Annotated in this window: 16 protein-coding genes; 10 read left to right on the top strand and 6 right to left on the bottom strand. The window is 61.8% G+C overall.

All coding sequences use genetic code 11. The annotated features are described in order from the left end of the window. Positions 1–27 precede the first annotated feature (27 nt). Positions 28–1,254, bottom strand: a complete 1,227-nt coding sequence (locus tag ACW9H9_RS07285) for a molybdopterin molybdotransferase MoeA (protein ID WP_457342523.1) — start codon at positions 1,252–1,254, stop codon at positions 28–30. Next, positions 1,238–1,777: a molybdenum cofactor biosynthesis protein B gene (gene moaB / locus ACW9H9_RS07280; protein ID WP_457342524.1), complete on the bottom strand. Its 540-nt coding sequence runs from the start codon at positions 1,775–1,777 to the stop codon at positions 1,238–1,240. The genes ACW9H9_RS07285 and moaB overlap by 17 nt, the downstream gene beginning before the upstream one ends. Before the next feature lie 76 nt (positions 1,778–1,853). Here moaB and mobA point away from each other — a divergent pair, with 76 nt between their 5' ends. Further along, a complete protein-coding gene (mobA, locus tag ACW9H9_RS07275; RefSeq protein WP_457342525.1) occupies positions 1,854–2,456 on the top strand; it encodes a molybdenum cofactor guanylyltransferase MobA in 603 nt (200 codons plus the stop codon). Positions 2,457–2,536: 80 nt separating this feature from the next. Further along, the gene (locus ACW9H9_RS07270) at positions 2,537–2,758 is read left to right on the top strand and encodes a YgdI/YgdR family lipoprotein (protein WP_457342526.1); all 222 of its coding nucleotides are present in this window, start codon (positions 2,537–2,539) and stop codon (positions 2,756–2,758) included. A gap of 57 nt (positions 2,759–2,815) precedes the next feature. Here ACW9H9_RS07270 and ACW9H9_RS07265 read toward each other — a convergent pair whose 3' ends face one another. The 4 genes from ACW9H9_RS07265 to ACW9H9_RS07250 all read right to left on the bottom strand — a co-directional run bounded on the left by ACW9H9_RS07265 (position 2,816) and on the right by ACW9H9_RS07250 (position 5,702). After that, positions 2,816–3,706, bottom strand: coding sequence for a pseudouridine synthase (locus ACW9H9_RS07265; protein WP_457342527.1), 891 nt, complete (start codon positions 3,704–3,706; stop codon positions 2,816–2,818). 64 nt (positions 3,707–3,770) lie between these two features. Continuing rightward, positions 3,771–4,106, bottom strand: a complete 336-nt coding sequence (locus tag ACW9H9_RS07260; RefSeq protein WP_457342528.1) for a transcriptional regulator — start codon at positions 4,104–4,106, stop codon at positions 3,771–3,773. 73 nt (positions 4,107–4,179) lie between these two features. Further along, complete coding sequence (locus tag ACW9H9_RS07255) at positions 4,180–4,416, bottom strand: glutaredoxin family protein (RefSeq protein ID WP_457342529.1); 237 nt, start codon at positions 4,414–4,416, stop codon at positions 4,180–4,182. Positions 4,417–4,493: 77 nt separating this feature from the next. Then, on the bottom strand, positions 4,494–5,702 hold the full coding sequence (locus ACW9H9_RS07250; RefSeq protein ID WP_457342530.1) for an ammonium transporter: 1,209 nt from the start codon (positions 5,700–5,702) through the stop codon (positions 4,494–4,496). Between the two features lie 340 nt (positions 5,703–6,042). Here ACW9H9_RS07250 and ACW9H9_RS07245 point away from each other — a divergent pair, with 340 nt between their 5' ends. From ACW9H9_RS07245 to ACW9H9_RS07210, 8 genes are all read left to right on the top strand, one after another. After that, complete coding sequence (locus tag ACW9H9_RS07245) at positions 6,043–6,357, top strand: DUF883 family protein (protein WP_457342531.1); 315 nt, start codon at positions 6,043–6,045, stop codon at positions 6,355–6,357. Between the two features lie 2 nt (positions 6,358–6,359). Then, the gene (locus tag ACW9H9_RS07240) at positions 6,360–6,746 is read left to right on the top strand and encodes a phage holin family protein (RefSeq protein ID WP_457342532.1); all 387 of its coding nucleotides are present in this window, start codon (positions 6,360–6,362) and stop codon (positions 6,744–6,746) included. Next, the gene (locus ACW9H9_RS07235; RefSeq protein ID WP_457342533.1) at positions 6,743–7,084 is read left to right on the top strand and encodes a hypothetical protein; all 342 of its coding nucleotides are present in this window, start codon (positions 6,743–6,745) and stop codon (positions 7,082–7,084) included. The genes ACW9H9_RS07240 and ACW9H9_RS07235 overlap by 4 nt, the downstream gene beginning before the upstream one ends. A 97-nt stretch (positions 7,085–7,181) precedes the next feature. After that, positions 7,182–8,339 (top strand): EAL domain-containing protein, encoded by a 1,158-nt coding sequence (locus ACW9H9_RS07230; RefSeq protein WP_457342534.1) that lies wholly within the window; start codon positions 7,182–7,184, stop codon positions 8,337–8,339. A 72-nt stretch (positions 8,340–8,411) separates the two neighbouring features. Next, positions 8,412–9,743: a deoxyguanosinetriphosphate triphosphohydrolase gene (locus ACW9H9_RS07225; RefSeq protein WP_457342535.1), complete on the top strand. Its 1,332-nt coding sequence runs from the start codon at positions 8,412–8,414 to the stop codon at positions 9,741–9,743. Positions 9,744–9,931: 188 nt separating this feature from the next. Continuing rightward, the gene (locus ACW9H9_RS07220) at positions 9,932–10,330 is read left to right on the top strand and encodes a response regulator (RefSeq protein ID WP_457342536.1); all 399 of its coding nucleotides are present in this window, start codon (positions 9,932–9,934) and stop codon (positions 10,328–10,330) included. 293 nt (positions 10,331–10,623) lie between these two features. Beyond that, a complete protein-coding gene (locus tag ACW9H9_RS07215; protein WP_457342537.1) occupies positions 10,624–11,250 on the top strand; it encodes a response regulator in 627 nt (208 codons plus the stop codon). Between the two features lie 8 nt (positions 11,251–11,258). Next, entirely contained in the window at positions 11,259–14,894 is a 3,636-nt protein-coding gene (locus tag ACW9H9_RS07210) for a transporter substrate-binding domain-containing protein (RefSeq protein WP_457342538.1), read from the top strand. The last annotated feature ends 20 nt before the right edge of the window (positions 14,895–14,914 follow it).

The raw sequence follows: 14,914 nt of genomic DNA, 5'->3' as shown, positions 1-14,914 counted from the left end.
TCGCCCCCGCGCCCGGCAGCGCGCACCTCAGGTGAAGAGTTCGCTCAACGGGATGAAGTTGACCCGGTCACCCACCGCCAGCGTCGTGCCTTCCACCACTTCCACCAGGCCTTCAGCCCAGGCGGCGCTGCGCAGTACGCCGGAGCTCTGGTTGCGATAAATGATCGCCCGGCCCTGCTCCAGGCGCCCGCGCAAGTACTCGCGACGGTTGCCCGGCTGGGGCCACACGAACCCCACCGGCACCTCAATGTGCAGCGGCTGCACCGCTTGCACCCCTTGGCGACGCAACAGGTAAGGCCGCGCCAACAAGCCAAACGTGACCAGCGTGGACGCGGGGTTGCCCGGCAAACCGATCACCGGCACGCCACGAAAATGCCCGAAGGTCAGCGGTTTGCCCGGTTTTATCGCCAGCTTCCACAACGCCAGCTCACCTTCTTCACGCAGGGCAATGCCCAAGAAGTCGGCCTCGCCCACCGAAACGCCGCCGGTGGACAGAATCAAGTCCACCGCACCCAAGGCACCCAAGCGTGCGCGGGTGTGCTCCAGGTCATCGGGCAGGATACCGGCGTCCACCACCTCACAGCCCAAACGCTGCAGCCAGTTGCACAGCACGCGGCGGTTGCTGTTGTAGATCTGGCCGGGGCCGAGCGGCAGGCCCGGTTCGATCAGTTCATCGCCCGTGGACAGCACCGCGACCCGTGGGCGGCGGACCACCGGCAGGGCATCACGCCCCAGCGACGCCGCCAGCCCCAGTTCGATCGGCCCCAGCCGTGTGCCAGCGGGCAATACTTCTTCGCCTACGGTGGTTTCCTGGCCCTGGGGGCGAATGTTCTGACCCGCCTGCAGGGGTTGGGTGAAGCTCACCCGCCCGTCTGCCTGGACGAGGGCGTTTTCCTGCATCTCGACGCAGTCGGCACCCGGTGGCACCGGGGCGCCGGTAAAGATGCGCGCGCAGGTGCCAGGCGCCAGCGGCTCGGGCGCGGTGCCGGCCAGGATGCGCTGGCTTTGCACCAACGGCTCGCCGGTCCACCCCGACAGGCACAAGGCGTAGCCGTCCATGGCGCTGTTCGGCCAGGGCGGCAGGTCGAGGGTGGACACCAGCGGCCGCGCCAATACCCGGCCGTCGCACTCGGCGAGCGGTATCACTTGCTCATCGTTGATCGGCGCCGCCTCGGCCATTGCCAGCAGGCGCGCCAATGCCTCTTCAACCGGCATCAGCGCGCCGGTCTTGCCAGGCTTACCCACGGGATTCACAAGGCTCGGCCTGTTTAAGGTGCGGGACGAAATTGCACGGGCGGTGCCGGTTGTCCAATTGCTCGGCCAGAATCCCGTCCCAGCCGGTGCGCACAGCGTTGGTGGAGCCCGGCAGGCAGCACACCAACGTGCCATTGGCCAGCCCCGCCAGGGCGCGTGACTGCACGGTGGAGGTGCCGATGTCGGCCACGGAGATCTGGCGGAACAGCTCGCCAAACCCGTCGACGTGCTTGTCCAGCAGGCAGCTCACCGCTTCAGGAGTGCTGTCGCGGCCGGTAAAACCGGTGCCGCCGGTGATCAACACCACTTGCACCACGTCTTCGGCGATCCAGTGGGCCACCTGGGCGCGGATTTTGTACAGGTCGTCCTTGAGCAACACGCGCTCGGCCAGGGCATGACCGGCCGCGGTCAGGCGGTCGACGAACACTTGGCCTGAGGTATCGGTGTCCAGGGTGCGGGTGTCGCTGACGGTCAATACGGCGATATTGAGGGGTACGAAAGGCGCATCAGCCTTGGCTTTCATGGCGGGGTCCAGTTGTCGGGGAAACAGGCCGGTGTTATATCACAGGCCTCTCTTTGACTGCCGCTGTGGAGCCATCATGTCACCCCATTCTTCCCCCCTGCCCTGTTCGATCCTGCTGCTGGCGGGCGGGCGGGGCCAGCGCGTGGGCGGCCAGGACAAAGGGCTGATCGACTGGCGTGGCCAGCCCTTGATCGCCCACCTGCATCGCCTGGCACGGCCATTCACCGACGACCTGATCATTTCGTGTAACCGCAACCAGGCGCAGTACAGCCCGTACGCCGACCGTTTGGTGGGCGACGACGGCACGGACTTTCCCGGCCCCCTGGCCGGTATCCGTGCCGGATTGGCGGTGGCTCGCCATGGGCATCTGCTGGTATTGCCGTGCGATGTACCGCAGGTGGATGAGCGACTGTTGATCGACCTGCGTCAGAAGGCGCAGCAAAACCCCCAAGTGCCGCTGATGGTCCGACACGGCGAGTTCTGGGAACCCTTGCTGTGCGTGATCCCCACCGCCCTGCGCGAAGGCTTTGAACAGGCCTGGCTCGCGGGGCAGCGCAGCCCGCGCCAGATCATGCAAGCCTTGGGCGCCAAGGCCCTGGATTGCCCGACAAATGATCCGCGCCTGGCCAACCTGAATACGCCAGAGCTGTTGCACCAGCGGCCGGGCGTGGCAGAATGACCGTCGCTCAAGGAACTTTGCCGGCGTTGCACACGTCACAAGGTCACTACTTTATTTCACCTGCTCTTGGAGACAAACCCATGACTCAACGGACCCTCGCCGCCTTCATGCTCGCACTGGGCCTCGCCGCCCTGGCGGGCTGCTCGTCGCCATCAGTGATCACCCTGAATGACGGTCGCGAAATCCAGGCCGTCGACACCCCGTCCTTCGACAAAACCACCGGTTTCTACGAGTTCGAACAACTGGATGGCAAGCGCACCCGCATCAACAAAGACCAGGTGCGTACGGTTAAAGACCTGTAAGTCTTGATCCCAGTTGCCACAAAGCCCGCTTGATGCGGGCTTTGTTGTTTATGCAGGTCACCAGTTCAAGGTGATCTCACTCTCAAAACGGCGGGCGAGCCCGCTGACCGGGTCGATAAACCGCACGCCCTGGGCCAGCAATTTGAGCGGGTTGGCGTAATCGTCTTCGGCGTCCTTGATCACCTCGGGGTAGAACGGATCGTTGCAGATACTGGCCCCCAACGCCGTCATGTGCACCCGCAGCTGGTGTTTCTTGCCGGTGACCGGGAACAGGCCGTAGCGCCATAAGTCGCCGTTTTTCTCCCGCACCTCCATTGCCGTCTCGGTGTTGCTTGCGCCGGGGCCTTCTTGCATGCGAAAGAACGGCTCGCCGTCCACCAGGCGGCTTTTATGCACCAACGGAAAGGTTAGGCCGGGCAAGGCGGGCGCGATGGCTTCGTAGAATTTGTCGATCTTGCGCGTGGGAAAAAGCTGCTGGTACGCCGCCCGTGTGTGCGGGTTGGCCGAGAACAGCACGAGCCCTGCCGTATGCCGATCGATGCGGTGCAGTGGCACCAGCGCGGGGTTGTCCAGGCGCCGGATCAGGCGCCGCAACAAGGTTTGCTCAACGTATTCGCCCGACGGCGTCACGGGCAAAAAGTGCGGTTTGTCCGCTACCACCAAGTGCTCGTCGGCGTACAGGATGGTTTCCTGCGCCGCAATCACCTTCTCGTTGGGCACTTCGCGAAAGTAATAGATGCACAGGCCTTCGCGGTAGGCCAAGGCGTGAGGGATGGGCGAGCCGTTGATGTCCAGCACGCGGCCCCGGGCAATGCGGTCCAGCCATTGCTCACGGCTGATGGCCTTGAAGTGGTCGCAGAGGCAATCGAGCACGGTCGCCCAGGTGCCGGGCGGCAGGTAAAGGGTGCTGGCTTGGTGCTCGCTGGCGCGGAAAACAGACATGGGCATGCTCAAGGCCTGGAAAACAGGCGGGCATTATCCGGCATAGGGGCCGCTGCGTCCCAGAACAGATTCACGCCTTGGCCAATTGCGCCCGCAACAGCGGCGACGCAGCGGCCGCGTCGGTGAACTCCTTGAGCCAGCGCAACACGTCCACCGCCTCCCAGCGGCCCGGGTCGTAAAGCGCGTACAGCAAGCCCTGATAGCCGACCACGTCCAGCTGCTTGTGGTAACCGGCACGCTGGAACAACGCCTCGATCTCGGCAAAGCAGGTATTGAAATGGACTTTGTTGAACGGCGTCTTGCCTTCCGTGACCAACCCATCGAGTCGCAGCTCGTTGACCGCGTCGCGAACAACGTCCACGGACATGCGGTTAACGCTGTTTTTCAGTTGTTCGACATTCACCACGGGTGTTCCCTCTTATCCAATCGCTGTACAAACATACAGTAACCCAATAATTCGGAACCCGCCATCGCCGACTTCAGCGCACAAAGGCTACCACCTGCGCGGTGTCGAACGGCCAATCCAGCTCGGCGCCCGTGTCCACCCGGCGCAACACCGGGATTCGCAGGCCGTAAGCCTCAAACAGCGCGTCGCTGTCGGCCACGTCCACCAGCTCCACGAGCAGGCCGTGATCGACCAACGGCATGATTTCGGCTTCGGCCAATTCGCATAAGTGGCAACCCAGGGTGCCCAAGAGCTGGCATTCAGGAGGCATGATCAAACACCGGGCAAGAAACAGGCGCCTATTTTAGGCCCGACGCAAAACCTCGTCGAGCCACCGGCCGGCCGCCCTCAATCCTGGCTGACCGCGCCGATCTTGTGGATCGACAAATCGGCGCCGTAATACTCCTGCTCCTGGCTCAGGCGCAGGCCGTTGACCCGCTTGATCACGCCATACACCAGCCACCCGCCAGCAAAGGCCACGGCCACGCCGCTGGCGGTGCCGATCAACTGGCTGACCAGGCTCACGCCGCCCAAACCGCCCAAGGCGGTCTGCCCGAAGATACCGCAGGCAATTCCTCCCCACACGCCGCACAGGCCGTGCAGCGGCCATACGCCCAGCACGTCGTCGATTTTCCAACGGTCCTGCGCGGCAATGAAGCACCACACAAACAAACCACCGGCCACCACCCCAGTCGCCAGCGCGCCCACCGGGTGCATCAGGTCGGACCCGGCGCACACCGCCACCAGCCCGGCCAGCGGGCCGTTGTGCAAAAAGCCCGGGTCGTTGCGGCCGATCACCAGCGCGGCGACCGTGCCGCCGACCATCGCCATCAGCGAGTTGACGGCCACCAGGCCGCTGACCCCGGACAGGGTCTGTGCACTCATCACGTTGAAGCCAAACCAGCCGACAATCAGGATCCACGACCCCAGCGCCAGGAACGGAATGCTGGACGGCGCGAACGCCACCAGCCGCCCGTCGCGATAACGCCCCTGGCGCGGCCCCAACAGCAACACCGCCGCCAGCGCCAGCCAGCCGCCCATGGCGTGCACCACCACGGAACCTGCAAAGTCATGGAACGGCGCGCCAAAGGTGGCTTGCAACCAGGCTTGCGCGCCGTAGTTGCCGTTCCACACCATGCCTTCGAAAAACGGGTAGACAAACGCGACGATCAACGCGGTGGCACACAGTTGCGGCGCAAAACGTGCACGCTCAGCGATACCACCGGAAATGATCGCCGGGATGGCCGCCGCGAAGGTCAGCAGGAAAAAGAACTTCACCAGACCATAACCGTGGTCGGCACTGATCACCGCCGCCGGTTGCAGGAAGCTCACGCCATAGGAGATCCAATAGCCTATAAAGAAATAGGCCAGCGTGGAGATGGCAAAGTCGCTGAGGATTTTTGACAGGGCATTGACTTGGTTCTTTTGGCGTACGGTGCCGACCTCCAGGAACGCGAAGCCTGCGTGCATGGCCAGGACCATGACCGCGCCGATCAGGATAAACAGGGTGTTGGAGCTGTGGACCAGGGTGTCCACCGCACTTTGTAGGTTGTCCATGGAAATTGGCAGGCCTGCAATGTCCGGAAAAAAGCACCAAAGCAGTTCATACCCCTTACCGAGCGCACTACTTTGGCCCTGTTCGCCCCGCATCCCTGTGACGAGCGTGAACCGATTTAGCGCAATGCTTGGTGAAGGATGCAGGGGACGGCAGGCTTTTTCCGCGAGTTTTAGTTATTTAGGGTAAGGTTTTTCAAGGCCCGAGGCCCTACCGCCCAGATTCAGCGCAGGCTCTGTGGCCGTCGCACCATGGCAAAGCAAAAGCTGTACCACACATTTGCACTGAACCTTCACCGATGCCGGTGACTCGAAAACAAACAGCCACTCACGGAGATAAACCATGGCCAGCAAAACGGCAAAGACTGCTCAGGAAATATTGATGGCAGATTTTCAAACCCTGGTCGCCGATACCGAAAAGCTGCTGGATGACACCGCGATACTGGCCGGTGATCAGGCCGACGAGCTGCGTGGCAAAATCCACGAGAGCTTGCTCAAGGCCCGCGAAACCCTGCAACTGACCGAAGAGTCCCTGCGTGATCGCGGCAAAGCCGCCGTGACGGCCACGGAAGACTACGTGCAGGCCAACCCTTGGCAGTCCGTCGGCATTGCAGCCGGTGTGGGCTTTTTGATCGGCCTGCTGGCTACAAGGCGCTAATCATGGCTATCGGCGAATCCGGCTCGTCCACGGGCCCCGGCTCTTCATCTCGGCGCTTGGGCGCGGCGGTGCTGGGCTTGTTGCACAGCCACGTCGAACTGTTCGGCATCGAACTGCAAGAGCAGAAAGCCCGCACCGTCAGCCTGCTGCTGTTCGCGGGCCTGGCGTTGGTGTTTGCCTTGCTGTTGCTGGTGGGGCTGTCAGCGCTGGTGATGATTCTGGTGTGGGACACCTACCGCCTCACCGGCATCATCAGCCTTTGCGTGTTCTACACCCTGGCCGCCGCGTTCTGCGGGCTGCGCTTGAAGGCGGCGGTGTTTGATGAGTCCACGCCTTTCCACGCCACGCTCGAAGAGTTGGCCAACGACCGGGAGCGCCTGCTGCCATGAGCCTGACCGAAGTTCCTCCGTCCACCTCGCGCCGTGAAATGCGCAAGGCGTTGATCCGCTTGCGCATGGAAATGCATCGCCAGGAAATTCGTCACGAGTCGCAACAGCTGATGCTGCCCCTGAACAAAGTCCGCAATATGGGCCAGAACTGGCAAGACGGCTTTGGCCTCAAGCATGCCCCGCTGTGGGGCGTGGGCGTGGTGACGCTCCTGGGTTTTTTGACAGGTAAAGGCGCCAAGGGTGGCGGTATCGGCACCATGACGCGGCTGGTGCGCTTGGGGGCCGGGCTGATTCCCTTGATTAAACTGGCGATGCAGGGCGCTTCGCGCAAAAGTTGACCGCCGCTGGCTGCATTCTTGCTAAGAGATCAGGCTCGTCCCCTTTCACGGGGTCGGGCCTTTTTCTTGTCCACTCGATTTCAATCAAGGAGGCCCTGTGATCGACGGGCAACCGCTCGCCTGCTTCCAGCCCTTCATCGACACCGCCACCGGCCGCATCGCCGGCGTTGAAGCCCTGGGCCGCCTGCGCCACACCAATGGCCAACTGCGCTCCGTAGGGCCACTGTTTGCCGACCCGCGAACGCCTGGCGCAGCGCTGCGCCGCCTTGACCGGCAGATCCGCGACAACGCCCTGAGCCGGCTGCACGAGGTGCCCGACGACTGGTTCTTGAGCCTGAATATCTCGCCGCGCTGGATCAGCCGCCTGCGCCCGGGCCAGGCGTTGCCGAGCCTCAAACAGCTGGACGCCCATGGCGTCGACCCCCGGCGCATCGTCTTTGAGATCACTGAACTGGGCGGCGACACCCGGCGCCTGGCCGACGTGGTGGCGCGCTATCGCGAGGCGGGCGCGCGCATTGCCATTGACGATTTTGGCGCCGGTTATTCGCAGCTCGACCGGGTACTGGCGCTGCAGCCCGACATCCTCAAGCTCGACATGCGCCTGTTCCAGGCCGCCGCACGTGGCGGGCCCAGCAGCGATGTGGTGCGGGCACTGGCGCAAATGGCGGAAAAGACCGGCTGCTGGATCATTGCCGAAGGCGTGGAAACCGAGGCCGAGCTGAGCTTTGCCCTGGAGTGCGGGTCGCGTTACGTACAAGGGTATTTGTTTGCGCAGGCGCAACTGGACTGGTTCCCCGCCGACGCCTTCGTACCGCGCTTCGCCCAACTGCGCACGGCGTATGTCCAACAAAAACTGGCCGAACGCAGCCGGATCATGCGGCTGCGCCAGCAATTGGGCGAGCTGATGCTCATCCTGCAACACTGGGCGCAGGCGCCCTTGGGTGAACTGCCCCAGTTACCGGCGTTTCCCCGATTACTGCGCTTTTACCTGTGTGACCGTCACGGCACGCAACTGACGCCCAATTACGAATGGCACCAGCACGCATGGCGGGTTGACAGCCGTTACCTGGGCCACAACTGGTCCTGGCGCCCCTACTTTTACCACCTGCTCGCCGAGGGCTGGGACGAGCGCCGCCTGACGCTGTCCTCGACCTACCGTGACGCCACGACCAACCAGTACTGCCTGACTGCCGGACAATTCTTCAATAGCGGTCAGCGTTTGCTGTTAATCGATATAGACGCGGCGGGCCTGTAGTTTTTCGCTTGCCCCCAAGGGGCCGAACCGGGAAGCTGGGAGCCGTCATTCACCGCACGGAGAGTACCCGCCTTGGATTGGCCAACCCTGCTGACCCGCGAACGCCTTGGAAAAACCCTGCACAGCTCCGAAGAACTGGGCCGCAGCCCGTTCCACAAGGACCATGACCGCATCATCTTTTCTGGTGCGTTTCGCCGCCTGGGCCGCAAGACCCAGGTGCATCCGGTTTCGAGCAACGATCACATCCACACCCGCCTGACCCACTCGCTGGAAGTCAGCTGCGTGGGCCGCTCGCTGGGCATGCGCGTGGGCGAAACCCTGCGCAGCGCCCTGCCCGACTGGTGCGACCCGAGTGACCTGGGCATGGTGGTGCAATCGGCCTGCCTGGCGCACGACATCGGCAACCCGCCGTTCGGCCATTCCGGCGAAGATGCCATTCGCCACTGGTTCCACCTGGCGGCCGGACGCGGCTGGCTGGACGACATGAGCAGCGCCGAGCGCAACGACTTTCTCAACTTCGAGGGCAATGCCCAGGGCTTTCGTGTGCTGACCCAACTGGAATATCACCAGTTCGACGGCGGTACGCGGCTGACCTACGCCACCCTGGGCACCTACCTCAAATACCCCTGGACCGCCCGCCACGCCGACTCGCTGGGCTACAAGAAGCACAAGTTCGGCTGTTACCAGAGCGAGTTGCCGATTCTTGAGCAAGTCGCGCAGAAACTGGGGCTGCCGCAGTTGGAGGAACAACGCTGGGCCCGTCACCCGCTGGTGTACCTGATGGAGGCCGCCGACGATATTTGCTACGCGTTGATCGACCTGGAAGACGGCCTGGAAATGGAGTTGCTCGATTACACCGAGGTCGAGTCACTGTTGCTCGACCTGGTGGGCGACGACCTGCCGCAAACCTACCGCCAGCTCGGGCCGCTGGATTCGCGCCGGCGCAAACTGGCGATCTTGCGCGGCAAGGCCATCGAGCACCTGACCAACGCGGCGGCGCGTGCGTTTGTCGAGCAACAGGACGCGTTGCTCGCTGGCACCCTGCCGGGCGATCTGGTGGAACATATGCACGGCCCCGCCAAGCGCTGCGTGCTGGCGGCCAAAGACATGGCCCGCAAGAAAATCTTCCAGGACAAGCGCAAGACGCTGCACGAAATAGGCGCCTACACCACCCTGGAAATCCTCTTGAACGCCTTTTGCGGCGCGGCCCTGGAACAACACGGCGGGCGCACCCCTTCGTTCAAGAACCGGCGCATTCTCGACCTGCTGGGCAGCAACGCGCCCAATCCGGCCTGGCCGCTGCACACCTCGTTTTTGCGCATGATCGACTTCATCGCCGGTATGACCGACAGCTACGCCACCGAAATGGCCAGGGAAATGACCGGCCGCTCCAGCCCTCAATAACCGATATCGATCCGGCCGCCTGTCGCGCAAGAGAAACTCCCTACGACGGTAACAGAGCGGCCTGATCGAACCCGTGCAAACACCCGATGAATAATCCCGCCCTCTCTTATTGCCTATGGCGTCACGCTCTTACGCGCCGTCAGTACCGGGTTTGACTCGACGCGCGAGCCACACCCCTGGACCCCGCCATGCCCCCACAACAACTTCGCATCCTGCTGGTGGAAGATCATCCCTTTCAACTGCTGGCCACACAGTGCCTGCTGACAAGCTTTGGTTTCTCGCAATTGACGCCCGCTGAAAATGCCGAGCAGGCCATCAGGCTGATGACGCAATGCGAGGCGCCCTTCGACATTTTGTTGTGTGACCAATGCCTGCCGGACCTGCCCGGCCTGGAGTTGATAGACATCGCCTGCCGCCGGGGTTTTGCAAAACAGGCGATTTTATTGAGCGGGTTGCCCGTGCCGGAACTGCAATGCCTTGAGCTCCAGGCGTTACAGCGTCAATTGCCCTTGCTGGGTTATTTGTGCAAACCCTTGAGCAGGGACGCATGGGCGGCGCTCCTGCCGCCCTTGGGTGCGGAAAACTGAATGCAAAGGAATAAACACCTTTATGCGGAATTAAACACGTAGGACTTTAAACATCACCCCCCGATGAAAAATCGCTACTCGCGAACCGCTCAACCGCTTAGCAATCCCCTTGCGCCCGTTCACCTCTCATTTCCTTACATCTCCACCCATAACGCCCACAATACTTGTAGCCCCATACCTATTTTATTGTAGGAATATTCCTGTTTTATAGTTGCCCCACCCTCGCTTCATGCTCACACCGTACCTTCTGAGCTAATGTGCCCGCTTTATTTGCACTTGCACGGAATACGATCATGAACTCAGTTTTTATTATCGATGACCACCCGGTTATTCGGCTGGCCATTCGAATGTTGCTGGAACACGAAGGCTATAAAGTCGTGGGCGAAACGGACAACGGCTGCGATGCGATACAAATGGTCCGCGAATGTCTGCCCGACCTGATTATCCTCGACATCAGCATTCCCAAACTCGATGGCCTGGAAGTGCTGTGCCGGTTCAACGCCATGAACACGCCGATGAAGACACTGATCCTGACGGCGCAATGCCCGACACTTTTTGCGACACGCTGCATGCGTTCAGGTGCCGATGGCTACGTTTGTAAAGAGGGTGACTTGAGTGAGCTGCTCAGCGCCATTCGCGCCGTATTGTCCGGCTACAACTACTTCCCCAGCCAGGCATTGAATGCCAATGGCGCCGAATCGGCCGACAGCCAGGAGCTGGAGCTATTCAAGACCGTCAACGACCGTGAACTAATGGTCTTGCAACTTTTTGCACAAGGACGAACTAACAAGGAAATTGCCAAAGGCATGTTTCTCAGCAACAAAACCGTCAGTACTTATAAAAAGCGCCTGATGCAAAAACTCAAAGCCAAATCCTTGGTAGAACTTATCGAGATGGCAAAACGTAACGCGCTAGTGTGAGAAAGCGGATGCCCAGCCGTATAAAGGATTATCTGATTATATTAAGTGCCGGTTTGTGCTTGAGCACCGCCGTCGCCGCTGTTCAAACGGACCCGGAACACTTCACCCTGCTCAGCCGTGCCGGATCCGTTCAACTGGAAACCCAACTGAACAAGGCGCAGCGCCAATGGCTGCAGAACAAACGCGAACTGGTGCTGGGTACTTCCGCACCCGACTATCCCCCTTTTGACCTCACCTCAAGCGGCCGTGACTACGAAGGCCTGACGGCCGACTACGCGGGGTTGCTGGCCAGGGCACTGGCATTGCCGGTCAAGGTCGTGCGCTTTCATACACGCGATGCCGCCATTCATGCCCTGGAGTCCGGAGACATCGACGTGCTCGGGTCTTCCAACGGCTATGAAGCGGCGCACCCCAACATCATCCTCTCGGCCCCCTACGCGGTGGACCAACCGGTACTCGTCACCCGCGAAGGCGAGAACCGCAGCCTGAGCAATGGCCTGGCGGGCCTTCGGTTGAGCCTGGTCTACCACTACCTGCCACTGGAGGAAGTCGAGGCGCTGTACCCCAAGGCAATCATCCGCGCCTACCCTTCTTACCAGAACGCGTTGAATGCCGTGGCGTTCGACCAGGCCGACGTGTTTCTCGGCGACACCATTTCCACCCACTACATGATCAACAAGGGTTACCTGAAGAACATCCACATGGCCAACTTCGGCAAGCATGAAGCCTATGGTTTCAGTTTTGCCTTGCGCCAGGACCAGCAGGTCCTCCTGAGCATCATCGACGCGGTGCTGGCCGATGTGCCGATGCATGAACGGGACACCATTGCCAAACGCTGGAGCGCCGGCAGCGACATCCTGCTTACCGATCAAAAGCTGCAACTGACCCAACGCGAGGACCGCTGGCTCAAGGACCATCCGGTGGTGAAGGTCATCGTCAACGAAACCTTCGCGCCCTTGACCTTCTTTGATGCAGACGGCAACTTCCGGGGCATTACCGCCGACCTTCTGGAGCTGGTCCGCCTGCGCACCGGCCTGCGCTTCGAGATCTTGCGCAGCCGGGATGTCCACACAATGATTGAGCAGGTCGACACCGGCAAAGTCGACATCATTGCCGCCATCGTGCCCAGCGCCGAGCGTGAAGCCCAGCTCAACTTCAGCCGGCCTTACCTGGAAAACTCCTACGTGTTACTGACCCGTAAGGAGCAGGGCTCGCCGACGAATCTGGAGGACATGGCCGGCAAGCGCCTGGCGATCACCCAGGGCAACCCCTTGAAACGGTTCCTGAACCAGGATTACCCCAATATCCAGGTGGTCGAAACCAGCGACACCTTCAAGGCCGCCGAGCTTCTGGCACAAGGGCATGTGGAAGGCGCCGTGAACTCGCTGGTCATCACCAATTACCTGCTGTCGTCACAGGTGTTCCAGGACAAATTGCAGATCAGCTCCAGCATCGGCACCCTGCCGGCCAGCTTTTCGCTGGCCACCTCACGCCAGGCCACCGAGCTCAGTTCGATCCTCGACAAGGCGCTGCTGAGCATTGCCCCGGACGAACTGGGGGTGATCAACAGCCGGTGGCGCGGCTACACGGCGGCGTCCGACAGCTACTGGCGCAACTACCACCGGCTGATCGCCCAGATCATCATGGGCACCGGGGTGCTGCTATTGCTGTCCCTGACCTGGAATGCCTACATGCGGCGCCAGATCAAACACCGCAAAATGGCCGAACGGGCGCTCAACGATCAGTTTGAATTCATGCGCGCGCTGGTCAATGAAACGCCCCACCCGATTTACGTACGCGACCGCAACGGCCTGCTGCAAACCTGTAATGACAGTTACCTGCAAACCTTTGGCGTCAAGCGTGAAGACGTGATCGGCAAAAGCGTCACCCAGATGAGCATGGCGCTGGAAACCGAAGCCGATCAGTTCCAGGCCGATTACCAGCGGGTGGTCACCGAAGGCAATCCGCTGATCCTCGACCGCGTCCTGCACCTGCAAGGCAAACAGCTGACGATCTACCATTGGGTCTTGCCCTATCGTGATTCCACCGGCGAGGTGCAAGGCATCATCGGCGGCTGGATCGACATCAGCGAACGGCGCCAGCTGTTCGACGAACTGCGGTCGGCCAAGGAGCGCGCCGACGAGGCCAACCGGGCCAAGAGCACCTTTCTGGCGACCATGAGCCACGAGATCCGCACCCCCATGAACGCGGTCATCGGCATGCTGGAGCTGACCCTCAAGCGCGCCGACCATGGCCACCTGGACCGCCCGGCCATCGAGGTGGCGTACAACTCGGCCAAAGACCTGCTGGAGCTGATCGGCGATATCCTCGACATCGCCCGGATCGAATCCGGACGCCTGAGCCTGGCGCCGGAACGCGTCAACCTGCGGGACGTCGTCGAGTCGGTGGTACGTGTGTTCGACGGCCTGGCCCGTCAGAAAACCCTCAGCCTGCTCTTGGAGTTCAACCCCGACGCCAACGACATCGACGTGTTGATCGACCCGCTGCGCTTCAAGCAGGTGCTGTCCAACCTGGTGAGCAACGCGATCAAGTTCACCGAAAAAGGCGAAGTGAAGATCAAGGTCGACGTACAGGCCACAGCGCAACCCCAGCAAATCCAGATGAAACTGGTGGTCGAAGACACCGGCATCGGCATCAAGCGCGAAGACCAGTTGCGCCTGTTCGAACCCTTCGCCCAGGCCGATAACACCGGCCACCTGGCCAGGAGCGGCGCGGGCCTGGGCCTGGTGATCTGCCGCAGCCTGTGCTCGATGATGGGCGGGCTGTTAAGCCTCAACAGTGTGCCCATGGTCGGTACGCAGGTGCATGTGTGCCTGAACATGACCAGCCTGCCGCCCGAGGCGATCACCGACGAACTCAAGCCGGTGCCCCCGGCCCCGGCCCCGGTGCTCAACGTACTGGTGGTGGACGACCATCCCGCCAACCGCCTATTGATGTGCCAGCAACTGGGTTTTTTGGGGCACCAGTTCACCGCGGCCCAGCATGGCGCCGCAGGCTTTCAGGCCTGGCGCCAGGCCCGTTTCGACCTGGTCATCGCCGACTGCAATATGCCTGTGATGAATGGGTATGAACTCAGCCGCTCCATCCGCGAATACGAACAGCGCGAGCACCTGGCGCCCTGCGTCATCCTGGGGTTTACCGCCAACGCCCAGCCGGAGGAAAAACAACGCTGCGCCCAGGCGGGTATGAACGACTGCCTGTTCAAGCCCATCAGCCTTACGGCGCTGGAAAAGCAGTTGGCGCAGATTGCGCGCTTGCCCCTGCACAAACAATTCGACCTGGGCAACCTGGACGCGTTGACCGGTGGCGACCCGGTGTTGAGTCGGCGCTTGCTTGAAGAATTATTGAGCAGCAGTCGCCAGGACCGGCAGGCACTCATGACCTTGCTGTCTCAACCCGAGTCCGCCCGGGAGCTCATTGAGCAGGCACACAAGATCAAGGGCGCGGCGCGGATCGCCCAGGCCACGGCCCTGGCTGCGCGGTGCGAATCGCTGGAACAGCTGTGCAAAGAAGACCCGCACGCCCAGGCGATCGAGGCCCAGGGCAAGGCCGTGGAGAAGTGCATGCTGGAACTGGAGCGGATGCTGCAAATGCGCCTGGACGCGCTGATCGCCGGGCAATAGCGGTGCGGGCCACGCAGGGC

Source organism: Pseudomonas sp. SDO5215_S409, from assembly GCF_054071325.1.
This window is presented reverse-complemented; position numbering and strand designations above follow the sequence as displayed.